The organism is Kitasatospora sp. NPDC101108 (assembly GCF_055584725.1).
The window spans coordinates 237,752-256,128 of the sequence record NZ_JBVJLM010000005.1 but is presented as its reverse complement, the minus strand read 5'-3'; the positions used below and the strand labels follow the sequence as shown (position 1 = coordinate 256,128).

At 75.7% G+C, this 18,377-nt stretch carries 8 protein-coding genes; 7 read left to right on the top strand and 1 reads right to left on the bottom strand.

The genetic code is table 11. From position 1 onward, the window contains the following. Positions 1-55 precede the first annotated feature (55 nt). From ACZ6Z8_RS14170 to ACZ6Z8_RS14140, 7 genes are all read left to right on the top strand, one after another. The gene (locus tag ACZ6Z8_RS14170) at positions 56-5,578 is read left to right on the top strand and encodes a type I polyketide synthase (RefSeq protein ID WP_465609457.1); all 5,523 of its coding nucleotides are present in this window, start codon (positions 56-58) and stop codon (positions 5,576-5,578) included. Then, positions 5,575-8,712 (top strand): non-ribosomal peptide synthetase, encoded by a 3,138-nt coding sequence (locus tag ACZ6Z8_RS14165; protein ID WP_465609455.1) that lies wholly within the window; start codon positions 5,575-5,577, stop codon positions 8,710-8,712. Before ACZ6Z8_RS14170 ends, ACZ6Z8_RS14165 begins: the two co-directional genes overlap by 4 nt. Positions 8,713-8,783: 71 nt before the next feature. Beyond that, the gene (locus ACZ6Z8_RS14160) at positions 8,784-10,613 is read left to right on the top strand and encodes a non-ribosomal peptide synthetase (RefSeq protein ID WP_465609453.1); all 1,830 of its coding nucleotides are present in this window, start codon (positions 8,784-8,786) and stop codon (positions 10,611-10,613) included. Next, positions 10,610-11,812 (top strand): argininosuccinate synthase-related protein, encoded by a 1,203-nt coding sequence (locus tag ACZ6Z8_RS14155; protein ID WP_465609451.1) that lies wholly within the window; start codon positions 10,610-10,612, stop codon positions 11,810-11,812. The genes ACZ6Z8_RS14160 and ACZ6Z8_RS14155 overlap by 4 nt, the downstream gene beginning before the upstream one ends. A gap of 2 nt (positions 11,813-11,814) precedes the next feature. After that, entirely contained in the window at positions 11,815-13,107 is a 1,293-nt protein-coding gene (locus ACZ6Z8_RS14150) for an ATP-grasp domain-containing protein (protein WP_465609449.1), read from the top strand. 52 nt (positions 13,108-13,159) lie between these two features. Further along, positions 13,160-15,733, top strand: a complete 2,574-nt coding sequence (locus tag ACZ6Z8_RS14145; protein WP_465609447.1) for a penicillin acylase family protein — start codon at positions 13,160-13,162, stop codon at positions 15,731-15,733. 5 nt (positions 15,734-15,738) lie between these two features. After that, positions 15,739-16,215, top strand: coding sequence for a hypothetical protein (locus ACZ6Z8_RS14140; protein WP_465609445.1), 477 nt, complete (start codon positions 15,739-15,741; stop codon positions 16,213-16,215). A gap of 103 nt (positions 16,216-16,318) precedes the next feature. Here the strand turns inward: ACZ6Z8_RS14140 and ACZ6Z8_RS14135 are convergent, their stop codons facing one another. Further along, positions 16,319-17,689, bottom strand: a complete 1,371-nt coding sequence (locus tag ACZ6Z8_RS14135; protein WP_465609443.1) for an MFS transporter — start codon at positions 17,687-17,689, stop codon at positions 16,319-16,321. Positions 17,690-18,377: the final 688 nt, after the last annotated feature.

Genomic DNA, 18,377 nt, shown 5'->3' with positions numbered 1-18,377 from the left:
TCCGGCCGCCGGCCCCCGAGCCGCGTCGATCACCACCTGTGAGGAGAGCAGTCCGATGTCCACCCACGCCCCCGAGGGCCCGGCCACCGCGGTGCCGGACCTGCCGGACGCGATCGCCGTCACCGGCCTCGCCTGCCGGTTCCCCGGTGCCCCCGACGCCGGGACCTTCTGGGCCGACCTGGTCGCGGGCCGGGAGAACATCACCTTCCGCACCCCCGAGGAGCTGGCGGCCCTGGGCGTGCCGGCCGAACGGCTGGCCGACCCGCGGTTCGTGGGCGCCGGCGGCGTACTGGAGGGCCTGGCGGAGTTCGACGCCGAGTACTTCGGCATCCCGCCCCGGGACGCCGAGCTGATGGACCCCCAGCACCGGCTGTTCCTGCAGTGCGCGGTCGCCGCACTGGAGGACGCCGGGCAGCCCACCGAGGGGGTCGAGGGCGGCGTGGGCGTCTACGCCTCGGCCGGCTTCAACTCCTACCTGACGCACCAACTGCTGCCCCGCGCCGCCCACTTGGCGGACCGCGCCGAGGTCCAGTGGCTGGCCGCGGGCGACAAGGACTACCTCGCCACCCAGACCTCCTACCGGCTCGGCCTGACCGGCCCGAGCCTGAGCGTGCAGAGCGCCTGCTCCTCCGCCCTGGTCGCCGTCCACCTGGCGGCCGAGGCGCTGCTGAGCGGCGAGTGCGACGTGGCGCTGGCCGGGGCGGTCTCCGCCGGGGTCGGCCAGGGGCTCGGCTACCTGCACGCCGAGGGCGGGATCCTCTCCGCCGACGGGCACTGCCGCCCCTTCGACGCCGCGGCGACCGGCACCGTCTTCGGCAGCGGCGTCGGCGTGGTGGTGCTCAAGCGGCTGGCCGACGCGGTCGCCGACGGCGACACCGTCCGGGCCGTCCTGCTCGGCTCGGCGGTCAACAACGACGGGAACCGCAAGGTCGGCTTCACCGCGCCGAGCCTGGACGGCCAGGTCCGGGTGATCACCGCCGCCCAGTCGGTGGCCGGGGTCACGCCCGACGAGGTCTCCAGCATCGAGGCGCACGGCACCGCGACGGCCCTCGGCGACCGGATCGAACTCGCAGCGCTGGCCCGGGTGTTCGACGACGCCCCGGACCCCCGCCGGGTGCTGGGCGCGGTCAAGTCCAACGTCGGCCACCTGGACACCTGCGCCGGGATGGCCGGGCTGATCAAGACGGTGCTCTCGCTGCAGCACCGCACGCTGCTGCCGACCGTCCACTTCGAGAACCCCAGCCCCGAGCTGGACCCCCGCCTGTTCCGGGTGCTGACCGAGGCCGAGCCCTGGCCCGGCGCGGACGGCACCCGGGTCGCCGGGGTCAGCTCCTTCGGCATCGGCGGCACCAACGCCCACGTGATCCTCCAGGACGCGCCCCCGCTGCCCGCCGCTGCCGCCGCGCCGGCCGGCGAGTGGGAGCTGCTGCCGGTGTCCGCCCGCACCGAGCCGGCGCTCGACCGCGCCACCGAACGGCTCGACGCGGCACTGGCCGGACCGGGCGCGCCCACGGCCGCCGACGCCGCGTTCACGCTGCAGACCAGGCGCAGGCACCACCCGTGGCGGCGCACCGTCCTGACCGGGCCCGGCGGGCGGCAGCACTCCCGCCCCGTCCGGGTCGCCGGCGACGGCCGGGGGGTCGCCTTCCTGTACCCCGGCCAGGGCGCCGGCCGCCCGGGCATGGCCGCGGAGCCGTACCGCGCCGAACCGGTCTTCCGCGCCGCGCTCGACCGCTGCCTGGACGCCCTGCGGCCGTGGACGGCCGCGCCGCTGCACGCGCTGCTGCTCGACCCGGCCCACGCGGACCTGTTCGACCGCACCGAGGTCGCCCAGCCGGCCCTGTTCGCGGTGGAGTACGCGCTCACCGCGTGGTGGACGGCGCTCGGCCTGCGGCCGGTCGCACTGGCCGGCCACAGCGTCGGCGAGTTCGCGGCCGCCTGCGCCGCCGGGGTCTTCGAACTGCCGGGCGCCGCCCGGCTGGTGGCCGAACGCGGCCGGTTGATGGGCACCATGGCGCCCGGCGCGATGCTGAGCGTCCCGCTGCCCGAGGCGGAACTGCGCGCACTGCTGGACGACCCCGAGGGCCCGGAGCTCGCCGCCGTCAACGCACCGGACCGCTGCGTGGCGGCCGGCGCCCCGGAGGCGGTGGCCCGACTGGCCGAGCGCCTGGCCGCGCGCGGCGTCGCGGCCCGGCCGCTGGCCGTCCGGCACGCCTTCCACACCCGGGACGCCGAGCCGCTGCTGGCGGAGTTCGCCCGGCTGGTGGCGGCCGTGCCGGTGCAGGCCCCCGCCCTGCCGGTGGTCTCCGGCCTGACCGGGCGTGAGCTGACCGCCGAGGAGGCCGTCTCGCCGGAGTACTGGGCGCGCCAGCTGCGGCACACCGTCCGCTTCGCCGACGCGCTCGCCGCCCTGCCGGGCGACGGCCCGCTGCTGGAGCTCGGCCCCGGCCGGGGCCTGACCGGCTTCGCCGTGCGGACCCTGGGCAGCGGCCGGCCGGCCCTGCCCACCCTGGACGCCGCCGCGCCCGGATCGCAGCCGCCCGCCCGGCTGACCGCGCTGGGCCGGCTGTGGGAGCGCGGAGCCGAGCCCGACTGGTCGGCCCTCGGCGAGCGGGCCGGGCGTCGGCACACCTCGCTTCCGGGCTACCCGTTCGAGCCGGTCCGGCACTGGTTCGACCCGGCCGGGGACGGCCCGCGCCCCGCCGGTCCCGCCGCCGTCACCACCCCGGCCGCGACCGCCGCCCCGGCCGCCGAGGGCGTGGACTCCTGGCTGCACGTCCTGTCCTGGACCCCCACCCTCCCGCCGACCGGCACCGGCCCCGTCCCGGCCTCGGTGCTGCTGCTCGCCGACGACGCCGGCCTCGCCGGGCCGGTCGCCGAACGGCTCACCGCGGCGGGCGCCCTGGTCACCCTGGTCCGCGCCCCCGGCGCGGCGGCCGGCCCGGACGACACCGGGCTCACCCTCGACCCCGCGGACCCCGCCGCCTGCACCGCCCTGGCCGCCACCCTGGCCGGGCGCGGCACCCCGCCGGACGCCGTGGTCTCCTGCCAGGCCCTGGACGACCCGCCGCTGGAGCGGGCCACCCCGGCCGAGGCGGCCGACGGCGCCCTGCGCGCGCTGACCGTCCCGGCCCAACTGGCCCGCGCCCTGGGCGAGGCGTTCCCGGGCCGGCCGCTGCGGCTGCTGCTGGTCACCGACGCCGCCCACGGGGTCAACGGGCAGCCCGCCCGCACCCCGCAGGCGGCCGCCGGGCTCGGTGCCGTCCGGGTGCTGCCGCAGGAGCTGCCCGGCCTCACCGCCGAGGCGCTCGACCTGGACTGCCCCACCCGGGAGCCCGCCGAACTGGCCCTGGCCGCCGACGCGGTGGTGGCGCGGCTGTGCTCCGAGCAGGCGCCCGCGCCGCTCACCGCGGTCCGCGGCCGGGCCCACCTGGTGCCCACCCCGGACCGGCCCGTGCTCACCGACCCGGCCGGCCCGCAACCCGCGCCGCCCACCGGCCCGTGGCTGGTCACCGGCGGTCTCGGCGGGATCGGCCTGGCCGTGGCCGGCCGGCTCGCCGAGGACGCCGGCCGGACCCTCGTGCTGCTCACCCGCCGCGCCGTCCCCGACGGCGAGGGCTGGCGCAGCCTGCGGCCCGCGGGTGCCGCGCCCGCCGGGAGCTGCCCGCCGGAGCTGACCGAGGCGCTCGCCGGTCTGACCGCCCACGGCGCCCGGCTGTGCCTCGTCCAGGCCGACGTCACCGACGAGGCCGCGCTGGCCGCCGCGCTCGACGAGGTGCGGGCCGCGTACGGCCCGATCGCCGGGGTCGTGCACGCCGCCGGGGTGGCCGGTGGCGGCGTCACCGCGCTGCGCGCCCCCGAGGAGATGGCGCGGGTGCTCGCCCCCAAGGTGCTCGGCACCGTGCTGCTGGAGCGGCTGACGGCCCGTGACCGGCCGCTGCTGGTGCTCTGCTCCTCGGCTCTCGCGGTCACCGGCGCGGTCGGTCAGGCCGACTACACCGGGGCCAACGCCTTCCTGGACAGCTTCGCCACCGGCACCCGGGCGGCCGTGTCGATCGGCTGGGACCGCTGGTCGCAGACCGGCATGGCGGTCCGCTCCGGGCTGCGGGACTGGCTCGACGGAGGCGAGGAGCTCGACCACGCCCTCTTCGACGCCCGCCGCACCGAGCCGGACGGGACGGTGGAGTTCCGGCTGCGCCGCAGCGGCCAGACGAGCTGGCCGGCCGAGGAACACCGGATCGCCGACGCCCCGGTCCTGCCCGGCACCGCACTGCTCGAACTCGCGGTCGCGGCGCACCGGTTGACGCTGGGGGACGGTCCGGTCGAGCTCGACGCGGTGTTCACCCACCCACTGCGGCTGCCCGTCGGCCAGCCCCCGGAGGTGACCGTGCGGCTGCGTCCGGCGCCCGACGGCGGGCACCTGTGGGAGGTCCGCTCCAGCGCCGTGCCGTCCAGGCCGCACGCCCAGGGCCGGATCGCGCCGTACCGGGGCGGTTCCCCCGAGCGCCTCGACCTGGACGGGCTCGCGCAGCGCTGCGCCGCCGTCGCGCCGTCCGCCGGGCAGCGGCCCGCCGGGGCGAGCGGGCTGCGCACCGGGCCGCGCTGGGAGAGCGTCACGGAGGTCCGCCAGGGCGAGGGCGGGGGCGAGGCGATGCTGCGGCTGCGCCTGCCCGAGCCGTTCCACGGCGACCTGGCCGCGCACCCGCTGCACCCCGCGCTGCTGGACACCGCCACCGGCGCCGTCACTGCCCGCACCGGCAGCCACCTGCCGGTGGCCTACCGGCGGCTGGTGGTGCTCGGCCCGCTCGGCCCCGATGCCGTCGTCCACGTCCGGCCCCGCACCGGTGCGGCCGGGGCCGGCGGCACGCTGGTCGTCGACGTGGTCGTCGCCGCGCCGGACGGTGTGCCGAGCGTGCTCGTCGAGGGCTTCGTGCTGCGGCCGGCCCCGGTCGCCGGCCCGGACGGCGGCGCGACGGGCGCCGCGGGGGCCGCAGGCGGCGTCGAGCCCGAGCAGGGCGGGATCCCGACCCGGGAGGGCCTGCTGGCGCTCGACCGGATCCTGGCCAACCGTCACCTCCCGCACGTCCTGGTCAGCCCGCGCGCGGCCGGAGGCGCCGCGCCGCGCACCGCCGTCACCGCCACCACCGCCACAGCTGCGGCCGCTCCCCCGGACGCCGGGCCGGCCGACTCCGGGGACCTGGAGGAGCGGATCGCCGCGGTCTGGTCCCGCCTGCTGGGCGTGCCCGGCATCGGCCCGGACGACAGCCTGTTCGAGCTCGGCGGCGACTCCCTGCTGGTCGTGCAGATCACCGGCGAGCTCCAGCGGCTCGGGCTGGCCGTCTCCCCCGGCGACCTCTTCGCCCACCCCACCGTCGGACAGCTCGCCGCCCGGCTCCGCGCGGACCGCGAACCGGCCGCCGGGCCCGCACCCGACACCACAGCCCTGCCCACCGCTCCCGCCGGACCCTCCCCGGCCCCCTCGCCGGGGCCGCGCGAGGCCTTCTCGGACGCGGACCTCAGCGAAGACGACCTGGCCCGGGTACTCGCCCTGTTCCGGTCAGGAGAGGACACCAAGTGAACGACATCGAGGACATCTACCCCCTCTCGCCCACCCAGGAGGGGATGCTCTACCACAGCACCACCTCCCCCGAGCACGGCCTCTACGTCGAGCTGACCACCTTCCGGGTGCACGGCGAACTGGACCTCGCCGTCCTGGGCGCCGCCTGGCAGCGGGCGATCGCCCGGCACCCGGTGCTGCGCACGGCCTTCGTCCGGGAGCGCATCCGCACCCCGCACCAGGTGGTGCTGCCGAAGGCGGAGCTGCCGATCGAGTTCCGCGACCTGACCGGCCTGGACGAGGCCGCCCGCGCGGCCGCCGTCGCCGAGGAGCTGGAGCAGCGGGCCCGCGAGCGCTTCGACCTGACCCGGCCGCCGCTGATGCGGCTGCTGGTGCTCCGCCTGCCCGGCGAGCACCTGGTGGTGTGGACGTACCACCACCTGCTGCTGGACGGCTGGTCGGCGGCCCTGCTGCTGGCGGAGGTCACCGCCGGCCTGTCCGGCGCCACCGCCGAGCTGCCCGCGCCGCCGCCGTTCCGCGAGTACATCGCCTGGTTGGGCCGTCAGGACCCGGAGCGCGACCGGGCGTTCTGGACGGAGTACCTGGCGGACCACCGCGAACCGGCGACCCTGACCCTGCCCGGGATGCGTCCGGGCGCCAAGCCCACCGGCGGCTTCCACACCGTACGGGCGGCGCTGCCCGCCGAGACCCTGGCCACCCTGCGGCGACTGGCCGCCGCCCGGTCCACCACCTTCAGCGGCCTGGTCGAGGCCGCCTGGGCGGGGACGGTCGCCCGCCACTCCGGCCGCGACGACGTCGTGATCGGCGTGACCGTCTCCGGGCGCCCGGTCGGCCTGGACCGCGCCGAGCAGATGCTCGGGATGTTCATCAACACCGTCCCGGTGCGGGTGCGGGTCGACCGGGAGCTGCCCGGCGACGAGTGGCTGGCCCGGCACGCCGCCACCCGTCACCCCGTGCTGGACCACCAGCACACCGCGCTGACCGACATCCAGCGCTGGGCCGGCACGGCCCCCGGCGTGCCGCTGTTCGACACCGTCGTGGTGGTCGAGAACTACCCGGACCGGACGGAGGCGGTGCTCTCCCACGGCGAGGTCACGGTCGACGACGTCCGCTACGAGACCCGGACCAACTACCCGGTCACCCTGGTCGTCCGGGCCGCGGCCGACCTGCAGCTGCAGGCGGTGGTGGACTCCGGCCGGATCACCCCGGAGGAGGCGCGGGGGCTGCTCGACCACGTCGTCGCCGTGCTGACCCGCTTCGCCGCCGAACCCGGCCGCCCCGTCGGGGAGTTGCTGGCCGTCACCGAGGAGACCCGCACCCGGCAGCTGGACATCTGGAACGGCACCGGGATCGACCGCACCGCACCGGCCGCCCTGCTGTCCGGGCTGATCGACGACGCGGTCCGCGACCGGCCCGACCACCCCGCCGTGGTCGACCAGCAGCACCGCCACGGCTACCGGGAGCTGGACCTGCGCGCCGACGCCCTGGCCCGGCTGCTGGTCGGGCGCGGGGTGCGCCCCGGGGACCGGGTGGGCATCTGCCTGGGCCGCGGCGCCGACCTGGTGACCGCGATGCTGGCGGTCGCCCGCGCCGGGGCCGCGTTCGTCCCGCTCGACCCGGCCCACCCGGTGGAGCGGATCCGCCTCGTCCTGGCGGACGCCGCGCCCGCCGTGGTGCTCGTCGACGCGACCGGAGCGCCCGCGCTGAGCGAGTGGGACGGCACCGTCCTCGACCTCACCACCGCCGACCTCACCACCGCCGACCTCACCGGCGTGGCCTCCGCCCGGGCCGTCGAGCTCCCGGGCGCCGACCCGGACGGGCCGGCCTACCTGATGTTCACCTCCGGCTCCACCGGCCGCCCCAAGGGCGTCGTCGTCGGCCACCGGGCCCTGGCGAACCTGGTGGACAGCCTGGCCCGCCGGCACCCCGGCCTGGACGGCGACACCCGCTTCCTCGCCCTCACCACGCTCGGTTTCGACACCTCGCTGGCCGAACTGCTGGTGCCGCTCGCGGTCGGCGGCACCGTCCACGTGGGCGGCCAGGCCCTCGGGCTGAGCGGCCGGGAGATCGACCGCTACACCGTGGAGCACGGCATCACCGCGCTGCAGGCCACCCCCTCCCGCTACCGGGCGCTGCTGGACTCCGGCTGGCAGGGCGCCGGCCGGCCCCGGCTCTACAGCTGCGGCGAGGCCTTCCCCGCCGACCTGGCCGCCCCGCTGGCCGCACGCGGCTCCTCGGTGTGGAACATGTACGGCCCGACCGAGACCACCGTGTACTCCAGCGTCGAGCCGATCACCGCGGACACCACCCGGGTCACCGTCGGCCTGCCGATCTCCAACACCGTGCTGCACGTGCTGGACACCGTCGACGGCGGGCTGCTGCCGGTCGGCTGCGTCGGCGAACTGTGCATCGGCGGCGACGGCGTGGCCCAGGGCTACTGGCAGCGGCCCGAGCTGACGGCGGAACGGTTCGTCACCGACCCGTTCACCGGCGGCCGGATGTACCGCACCGGCGACCACGCCCGCCGCCTGCCCGACGGCCGGATCGAGCTGCTCGGCCGGATGGACCGCCAGCTCAAGCTGCGCGGCTACCGGATCGAGCCCGGCGAGATCGAGCAGGTGCTGCTCGCCCTGCCCGAGGTGGCCGGCTCCGCCGTCGCCGTACGGGAGGGCCGCCTGGTCGCCTGGGTGGTGCCCGCCGACCGCGACGCCCCGCTCGACCCCGCCGGCCTCCAGGCCGCACTGCGCCGCTCGCTGCCCTCGTACATGGTCCCCGAGGCGGTCGCCGTCCTCGCCGAGCTGCCGCTCACCCCGGCCGGCAAGACCGACCTGCTCGCCCTGCCCACCCCGCCGCAGCCCGGCGACGAGACCGCACCCGCTGCCCCGCCGGTCGGGGCCGCGGACCACGAGGCGCTGGTGACCCGGCTGTTCGCCGAGGTCCTGGCCCTGCCGGAGGTCGGTCCCGACGAGGACTTCTTCGAACTGGGCGGCGACTCGCTGCGCGCCCTGCGCCTCGTCTCCCGGCTGGAGGCGGAACTGGGACGCGCACTCGACATCGAGCTGCTCTTCGACGCGGGCACGGTCCGCGAACTGAGCGCGGCCATCGGCCCGGCCTCCGACGCCGCCGGCCAGTGACCCGACCGGCGTCCCGGCCGACCCCGGCCGGGACGCCCCGCACCGAACACACCGATTGGACAGGAACGACCATGGCTAGCACTACGGCCACCCTCCTCGACGACGACCGGCGACGGCTCGACACCCTGCTGCTGTCCCGGTGGGACGCCGACCCGGCACACCCCGCCGTGGTCGACGGCGACCGGGTGCTGACCGCGGGGGAACTCAGGGACCGGACCGTGCGGGTCGCCACGCTGCTGCGCGGGCGCGGGGTGCGCCCGGGCGAGCGGGTGGCGGTGTACCTGGAGCGCTCGGCCGACTTCGTGATCGGCGTGACCGGCGTCGTCCTGGCCGGCGCCGCCCAGGTCGCCTTCGACGTCAACGACCCGGTCGCCCGGACCCTCGACATGCTGGCCGACTGCGAGCCCCGGCTGCTCGTCACCACCCCCGAACTGCGCTCCCGCTTCCCCGCCGACCTCGGCGTCGAGGTGGTGACCGTCGCCGAGTGCGCGGCCACCGAGCCGGCCGCCCCCTTCGAACCCGCGGCCGACCTCGACGAACAGCCCGCCGTGGTCATCTACACCTCCGGCTCCACCGGCCGCCCGAAGGCCTCGCTGATCCCCCACCGCGCGGTGACCACCCGGCTGCGGGCGCTGCAGCGCAGCCACGGCCTCGGCCCGTCCGACCGGATGCTGCACCACACCGCGTGCAGCTTCGACATGTTCCTGATCGAGGTCTACTGGCCGCTGATCACCGGCACCACCGTCGTCATCGCCGCCCCCGGCCGCCAGCGCGACGCCGACTACCTCGCCGAGACCATCCGCTCGGCGGAGATCAGCATCTTCTACTGCGTGGTCTCGCTGCTGGAGCTGTTCCTGCTGGCCCGGGGGCCCGAGGAGCGCTTCGACGGCCTGCGCCGCGTCCTCACCGGCGGCGAGCCGCTCGCACCCGAGCTGGTCCGCCGCTTCCACGCCCGGTCCACCGCCCCGCTCACCAACCTCTACGGCCCGAGCGAGTGCACGATCTACTGCACCGCCTGGGTGCCCCCGCGCGACCCGGACCTGGACACCGTCTACATCGGGCCGGCCATCGAGGACACCACGCTGTGGATCCTCGACGAGGACGGCAAGCCGGTGCCGGACGGCGAGCCCGGCGAGCTCTACATCGGCGGCGCCGGCCTGGCCCTCGGCTACCTGAACCGCCCCGAGCTGACCGCGGAGCGCTTCGTCCCGGACCACCTCGGCGACGGCACCGGCCCGCTCTACCGTTCGGGCGACCTGGTCCGCACCCACCCGGTGGGCGGCCTGGAGTTCCTGGGCCGGGTCGATCTCCAGGTGAAGATCCGCGGCTACCGGATCGAACTGGGCGAGATCGAGTCCGCCGCCCTGCGCGTGCCGGGGGTGCGGCAGGCCGCCGCGGTCGCCCACGGCCGCGGCAGCGACGCCCGGCTGGTCGGCTTCCTGGTCCTGGAGGGGGACGCCGAGCCCGAGGCCGTCACCGCCGCGGTGCGCCAGGAGCTGCGCGCCGCGCTGCCCTCCTACATGGTCCCGGCCTCGTTCGCCACGCTGGCCGCGATGCCGCTGACCGCCAACGGAAAGCTGGACCGCACCCTGCTGACCGAGCGGGCCGGGGAGGTGCTGCCCGCCACCACCGCCGCGGCCGCCGACGCCCGGCCGGCCGGCGACGGCCTGGCCGCCCTGGTCACCGGGGTCTGGTGCGAGGTCCTCGGCGTGCCCGCGATCGGCCCGGACGACGACTTCTTCGACATCGGCGGGGACTCCTTCAAGGTGGTGCGCGCGGTGCGCAAGCTGGAGGCGCTGCTCGGCGTCGAGGTCCCGATGGACCTCGCCTTCGACGAGCCGACCGTGACCGGCTTCACCGCCGCCCTGACCGAGCACGGGGTGGAGGGATCCGCCCGATGACATCCCAGGTCCTGCGCTCCTTCGGCGAGCTCGACACGATCGCCCGCGACCCGTCCGCCCCGGTCGTCACCCTGTTCAGCGGCGGGCTGGACAGCAGCTACCTGCTGCACCGCCTGGTCCGGGCCGGCGCCCGCAACGTCCATGCGGTCAGCGTCGACCTCGGCGAGGACGAGAGCGGCGAGCACAAGCAGCTCATCGCCGACCGGCTCGGCGTCCGGCTCCACCTGCTCGACGGCCGGCAGGAGTTCGCCGAGGACTACGTCCGCCCGGCGATCGCCGCGCACGCCGTCTACCTCGACACCCACCCGGTCAGCTCCACGCTCAGCCGGCCGCTGATCGCCAAGCTCGCCCTCGCCACCGCCCACGAGCTCGGCGCCACCACGGTGCTGCACACCGCCAACCGTTCGCAGAACACCCTGCGCCGGCTCAACGGCGCCATCGGCCTGCTCGGCTTCGCCGGCCGCTACGGCAGCCCGTACGACCTGGACCCGGTCGACCGGGAGCAGAAGATGCGCGAGCTCAAGGAGGTCGGCCTGGACCAGCTCAGCGAGCGGCTGGTCAGCGGCGACTCCAACCTGTGGTGCCGGGAGTTCGAGTCCGGGATCCTCGACGACCCCGAGGACCACGCCGTGCCCGAGGAGCTCTACCGCTGGAGCGCGCTGCGCCCCGCCGGGGCCCCGGAGACCGTCGAGGTCGCCTTCGAGGCCGGCCGGCCCGTCGCGGTGGACGGCCGGCCGCTGCCGCTGACCGAACTGATCGACACCCTCAACCACCTGGTCGGGGCCCACGGACTGGGCCGCTACAGCGGGCTCGAACACCTCGACCACGGGTCGAAGGTGCTGGAGATCCGCGAGATGCCCGCCGCCTGGCTGCTGCTGCGCTCGCGCCGCCACCTGGAGACCGCCACCCTCTCCGCCGAACTGCTGCGGGAGAAGATCCATCAGGAGCAGCTGTGGGTCCGCGAGGCCCTGGAGGGCCGCTGGTTCGGCGAACTGCGCACGGCCGCACAGGCGTTCATCGACGTCTGCTCGGCGCCGGTCACCGGTTCGGTGCTCTGGCGGCTCACGGCCGGCTCGGCCGAGACCCGGGCCATCGTCGCCGACCGGCCCCGCTACCTGCGTGACCGCGAGGCCTGGGAGCACCGCTCCGTCGCCGCCGAGCGCGCGGCCTTCACCCCGTTCCGGCCCCAGGAGCAGTGACCGTGGAACACTCCGACCCCAGGCCCCAGTCCCCCGCCGCCGCACCCCTGCCGGTGCTGCTGGTCGTCTACGGCCGCGGCTCGGCCACCCCGCGCGGCATCCTCGGCGCCGCCCGCCGGGTCTGCACGGTGGTCTTCCTCGGCGACCTCGGCGACCCGAAAACCGCCGCCGACCTGGCCGGGCTGCCGAAGTCGGCCACCGTGGTGGACACGGCCGGGCTGACCGAGGAGCAACTCGTCGAGCGGGCTGCCGGTTTCGGTGCCTCCGGCGTGATCACCTTCAGCGACCACCTGCTCCGCTCGGCCGCCGCGGTGGCCGAGCGCTGCGGTCTGCCGTTCCACGACCGCGCCACCGTCGAGGTGCTGGTCGACAAGTTCCAGCAGCGCGCGGCGCTCGCGGCGGCCGGGGTGCAGTCCACCGTCTGCCGGACCGTCCGCTCCGCCGCCGACCTCGCCCCGGCGCTCGCCGCGACCGGCCTGCCCGCCGTCCTCAAGCCCCGCTCGGGCGCCGGCAGCGTGGACACCTGCCTGGTCCGCAGCAGCGACGAACTGGCGCAGCGGTACGCCGAGTTCACCAGCGACGCGGCCACCCCCGCGGTGTTCGTGCTGGAGGAGTACCTGGTGAGCGACCCCACCGTGGTGGGGGAGTTCTGGGGCGACTACGTCTCGGTCGAGTCCGCGATCAAGGACGGCGAGATCCACACCGTGGCGGTCACCGGCAAGCTGCCGCTGGCCCACCCCTTCCGGGAGACCGGCTACTTCACGCCCGCGCTGCTCCCGGACGGCCTGGCCGAGCAGGTGGTGGCCCTGGAGCGGAGTGCACTGCGGGCCCTCGGCATCCGCGAGGGCGTCACCCACACCGAGATCAAGTTCACCCCCGACGGTCCACGGCTGATCGAGGTCAACGGGCGCCTTGGCGGGCACGTCTCGGACGTCCTCAAGCGCTCGGCCGGCACCGACCTGCTGCTCCTCGCCCTGCGGCTCGCCCTGGGCGACTTCACGCCGCCCGCGCCGGTGCTCGCCCTGGGCGCCGCCTGCCCCGCCGTGGCCTTCCAGTACTTCCTCTCCCCGCCCGCCGACGGGCTCACCCCCGGCGGCGGTGAACTGATCGACGACCTCCAGGCCGTCCCCGGGGTGGACCTGGTCGACGCCCGGATCGACCCGGCCTGGCGGGCCGACTGGCGGGCCGGCACCGAGTGGCTGATCGGGACGGTCTACGGCTCCGCCGCCGGACACGCCGAACTGCGGGCCACCGTCGAGGGCATCCACCGCCGGATGGACGCCTTCTGGTCCTGAGACCTCCCCTGTCCACCGCACATCCGCTCAACCTCGCACCCCTGGAGTCAACTTGCCGCGGCGAATACGCACAGCCACCCACGCGGCGGCGGCAGCCGTCGTCTCCGGCCTGGTCCTCGCGCTGCTCGCGCTGGGCATCGGGCCGGTCCCCGCCCTCGGAACCGCCCTCGTCCCCGGGGCAGGTGTGTGGGACTCCGCCGCGGGCGCCGAACTCCCGCACACCGAGACCCTCGACCTGGCCGGGCTCAAGGCCCCCGTCACGGTCGCCTTCGACGACAACGGCGTCCCCACCGTCAAGGCCGGCTCCGACGACGACCTGTTCCAGGCCCAGGGCTACCTGCACGCCCGGTTCCGGCTCGCCCAGCTCGACCTGGAACGGCGCGCGGGCCGCGGCAGGCTGGCCGAGCTGAACGGGCCGGCCAGCCTCGAATCCGACCGCTTCGAACTGCAGATGGGGCTGCTGCGCACCGCCGAGGCCGAGTGGGCCGCCACCCCGCCCGACAGCCCGGCGGGCCGCGCCCTCACCAGCTACACCAGGGGTGTCAACGCCTGGATCTCCGAGCTGCGCCGGAACGGGCAGTGGCCGGCGATCTTCTCCCTCACCGGCGTCCACCCCGCCGACTGGACCCCGGTGGACAGCCTGGTGATCCAGGAAGTCCTCACCCAGAGCATGGACTTCACCAGCACCCCGCTGGACTACGCGATCTTCCGGGACTCCCTGGGCGCGCAGCGCACCATGGACTGGTTCCCGGTCCACGCGGCCAACGACCAGCGGCCGTACGACCCCGGGCCGTACCGCGACCTCGGCACCGCGCCGCTGCCCGCCAACGTCAACTCCGCGGGGCCCGACGTCCCGGCCGCCGCCAACCGCTCGCAGCCGCGCCCCGCGCCCGTGGCCCCCACCGGCGCCCCCGACCCCGCCGGGGAGGCCACCGCGGCCCGGACCCTGCTCGACACGATCCGCGCGCTGCCCGCCACCCAGATGCACACCTTCCCGGACAGCAACGCCTGGGTGGCGAACGGCCCGGCGGTGGCCGGCGGCAACGCGATGCTGGCCGGCGACCCGCACCTGCCGACGACCCTGCCCTCGTACTGGTACCAGATCGCGCTCTCCTCCCCCGGGACGAACGCCACCGGCGCCAGCATGGCCGGCATGCCCGGCGTGCTGATCGGCCGCAACGCCGACATCTCCTGGTCCCTGACGGACGCGCAGAACCAGTCGACCGTCTTCTACAGCGAGCGGACCAGCCCCGACCACCCCGGCCAGTACTTCTGGAACAACGCCTGGCACCCGATGCAGCGGGTGGAGTACACCATCCCGGTCCGCGGCGGGGACACCGAGCACCTCTCCGTGGACCTCACGGTGCACGGGCCGGTGATCACCCGGGCCGGCCAGACCACCTCGGTCAGCTGGATGGGCAACGTGCCCTCCCCCGACCTGGCCGTGCTGCTCGCCGTCGACAAGGCCCGCAACTACCAGGAGTTCCGCACCGCGCTGGCCGACTGGCACGCCCCCACGCTCAACTTCGCCTACGCCGACGGCGGCGGCAACATCGGCGTGGTCGCGGCCGGCTACTTCCCGCTCACCAAGGCCGGCGACCCCTGGTTCCCGCTGCCCGGCACCGGCGAGTACGACGTGGTCGGCGCCATCCCCTTCGACGCCACCCCGCAGGCCTACAACCCGCCGAACCACGTGATCGCGACAGCCAACCAGCGCCCGGTGTCGGCCGACTACCCGTACTACATCGGCACGTCCTTCAACTCCTTCGACAACGGCTACCGGGCCGCCCGGATCTACCAGTTCCTGGAGAGCCACCCGGCGATGACGGCCGCCGACTTCACCACGCTGCAGAACGACACGACCGACTACCTCGCCACCGTCATCCTGCCGCACCTCAAGGAGGCGCTGGCCGGCACGAAGCTCGACGCCCGTCAGCAGGCCGCGCTCGACGTCCTCGACCGCTGGGACTCCACCATGCGGCCCTCCGTCGCCGGCGGGCCGATCTGGTGGACCTTCTGGAACGACTACCTGGAGACCACCTTCCAGCCCTGGTGGGACCAGGCCAAGGTGCCGGTCGAGAAGGACCGCTGGTACCTCAGGGTCTCCAGCGCGCTGCCGAGCCTCGACGAGGACCTGGAGGTCTGGACCCTGCACGACCCCGCCAACCCGGCGTTCACCTCCCCCGGCGGCCCGGCCCGCACGGCGCCGGAGGCCATGCGCACCGCGTTCGCCCAGGCCGTCTCCGAGCTCTCCCAGGACCTCGGGAGCGACCCCGCCACCTGGACCTGGGACCGCGTGCACACCCGGCAGGTCCCCTCGCTGACCGACGCCGACGCCCTCGGCTACGGGCCGGTGCCCGCCGAGGGGGACCGCTGGACCGTCAACGCGGCCGACGGCGGCCTGAACTCCACCTTCGGGCCGAGCTGGCGCATGGTGGTCGACTGGAAGGGCCCGGGCAGCGCCACCGCCCAGGCCGTGTACCCGGGCGGGCAGAGCGAGAACCCGGCCTCGCCCTGGTACCAGACGTTCATCCCGTACTGGCGGGACGGCCGCCTCCTGCCGCTGCTGACGGCCGCGGACCAACCTGCCTCCACCAAGGTGTGGACCCTGCGACCGGGAGCGTGAGCACCGTGACGGATCTTCAGAAGCAGTCTGCGCCCGAGGAGTCGGCGGCCCAGGCCCCGGCCCAGGCCCAGGCCCAGGCCCCGGCCGACGGCGGCCTGGCGCTCCCCGCACCGGCGCTCCCCGCCGCGCTGGTCGGCGCCGCCGCTCTGGTGGCCGTCGGCTCGCTGTGGAGCCTGTGGTACCTGCCCTTCGCGGTCGGCCTGCTGGCCGGCGCGGGGACGGCGGTCCGCGGCCTGCGCGCCCGTACGGCAGTGCTGGTGGCGGCGGTGGCCGCGGTCGCCGGCTGGGGCGCTCCCCTGCTGTGGCGGGTCGCCTCCGGCGAGGCCGTGGCCGGCACCGCCCGGACGGTGGCCGCGCTGGCCGGGCTGCCGGCGCTGGCCTCGCCGGTGGTCGCCATCACCCTGCTGATCGGCCTGGTCCAGGCGCTGCTGGGCGTCTGGCTCGGCCGGACGGCGACCGCGGCCCTGAGGCCCGGGCGGTGACGGCCACGGCCGCGGCGATGGCATGACCGGTGGTACCACCGGCCTCCGGGGCGGGCCCGGTGCGCGGACTTCGCGCACCGGGCCCGCCCCGTACGGGGCTCCGTCAGCCGGCGGCCTGGGCGGCGGCCCGGGTCCGCCGGCCCGCGGCGATGACGACCGCGCCGAGGACGCACGCGACGGCGGCGGTGACGTAGGCCAGATGGTAGCCGCCGAGCTGGTCCTCCCGGGTGCCGGCGACCAGGACCATCAGCGCCACGCCGACGCTGGCGCCGATCTGCTGGGTCACCACGTTCACCGCGCCGGCCACGCCCTGCTGCTCGGCCGGGACCCCGCTGAGCGCGGCGGTGGTCATCGAGGGGAAGTTGAGGCCCTGGCCGATGCCGCTGAGCACCAGGCCGGGCAGCACGTAGGTGACGTAGCCGCCGGAGTGCGGGGTGGCCAGCCACAGGCCGGTGCCCACGCCGATCAGCACCAGGCCGACGGCCATCAGGGTGCGCGGGGTGTACCGGGCCAGCAGGCGGCCGGTGGCGAAGTTGGCGGTGAGGAACACGGCCAGGGACATCGGCACCAGCGCGAGGCCGGACTCGAACGGGGAGTAGTCCAGCATCCCCTGGAGGTACAGCGGCGCGAAGAACAGCATCCCGACCGAGCCCATGTACTGGAGGAACGCGGCCAGGCTCGCGGAGCGCACCGGGGCGAGCCGGAAGAGCCCGAGCGGCAGCACCGGGTCGGCGGTGCGGTGCTCGCGGACGACGAACAGCACCAGGCAGAGCGCCGCGGCGCAGAGCGTGATCCAGGCCGTCGCGCCGCTGCTGCTCACCCCGACCACGAGCAGGGTGAGCCCGAGGGTGCCGGAGATCGCGCCGGGCAGGTCCAGCCGGCCGCTGTGCCCGGCGCCGTCGGGCAGTCCGATGCGGGTCACGGCCAGGACGGCGAGCCCCAGCAGCACCGAGAACCACAGCACCGAGCGCCAGCCGAAGAACTGGGTCAGCACGCCGCCGAGCAGCACCCCGCCGCTGAAGCTCGCGGCGCCGACCGCCGCGTAGACGCTGAACGCCCGGTTGCGCGCCGGGCCGGCCGGGAACGCCTCGGAGAGCAGGGCCAGTGCGGCCGGTCCGGACAGGGCGGCGCCGATGCCCTGGACGGCGCGCGCGCCCAGCAGGACGGCGATGTCCGGGGCCACCGCCCCGACCAGCGCGGAGGCGGTGAAGACCGCGACGCCCACCTCGAAGACGCGGCGCCGGCCGAGCACGTCGGCCAGTCGGCCGCCCACCAGCAGGAAGCCGGCGAAGGTGACGGCGTAGGCGGTCATCACCCACTGGAGGGTGGTGTCGCTCAGGTCGAAGCGCGTGCCGACGGACGGCAGGGCGGCGTTGAGCACGCCGAGGCCGCTCACGTCCAGGGCGAGCGCCCCGGCCAGTACTCCGAGGGCCAGTCCCGGGCGGGTCAGCGGCGTGACCGCGGTGTCGGTCATGCGAGCCCGCCGTCGCGCGTACCGGGGCGTGCGCCGCGTGGTGCACCGGGGGGTGCGGCCACCCGGGGCCGCGGGTGGTTCCGACCGGCTAAGGAACGGTCGACTCCGACTGACGCAGTCTCAAGGATCACAACTGGCATGAGGATCAGCTTGCCCGGACGGATCTACCGCTGTCCAGCCCGTCCCTCGCCAACTCGGCCCTACGACAAGGCCGTTCGACGGCCCTCGCCGCCGAGCAGATCGAATCGGACACTTTGGCGATCGAATCTCGCCACTGGTCCGACCAGTCTCCGGCGACGCTTGTCTCGCCATTCACCAAGTGGCACGCTCATACCCGCTGGTCAGTAAATGCCCGGTGATACGAAGCACCTCAATTCGCATATTTCCTTGCGCTCGACACGTTTCCATCGCGTTCGACAGGATCGACCTCGACACCCGCCCCGGTTGGGGTTTCCCGTGTTTTCCCCCGTTCTCCGCGCTCAGGGGGGGACCGGGACAGCAACGCCGCGCGAATCCTCGGCAGCGAACGGGCCGAAGGACCGATCGGCAGGAGCCGCACGCGTCGGCGAGAACTTCACAGTGGGCCGCTGATCCGCGCTCCCCGAGCTGTCGTGACGCTCGTGACCCGGAGTCCGGAAGCGGCTGAATTCGCCTCCGCGGCCCGGCTGTCCATTGCGCCGGCGGCCGG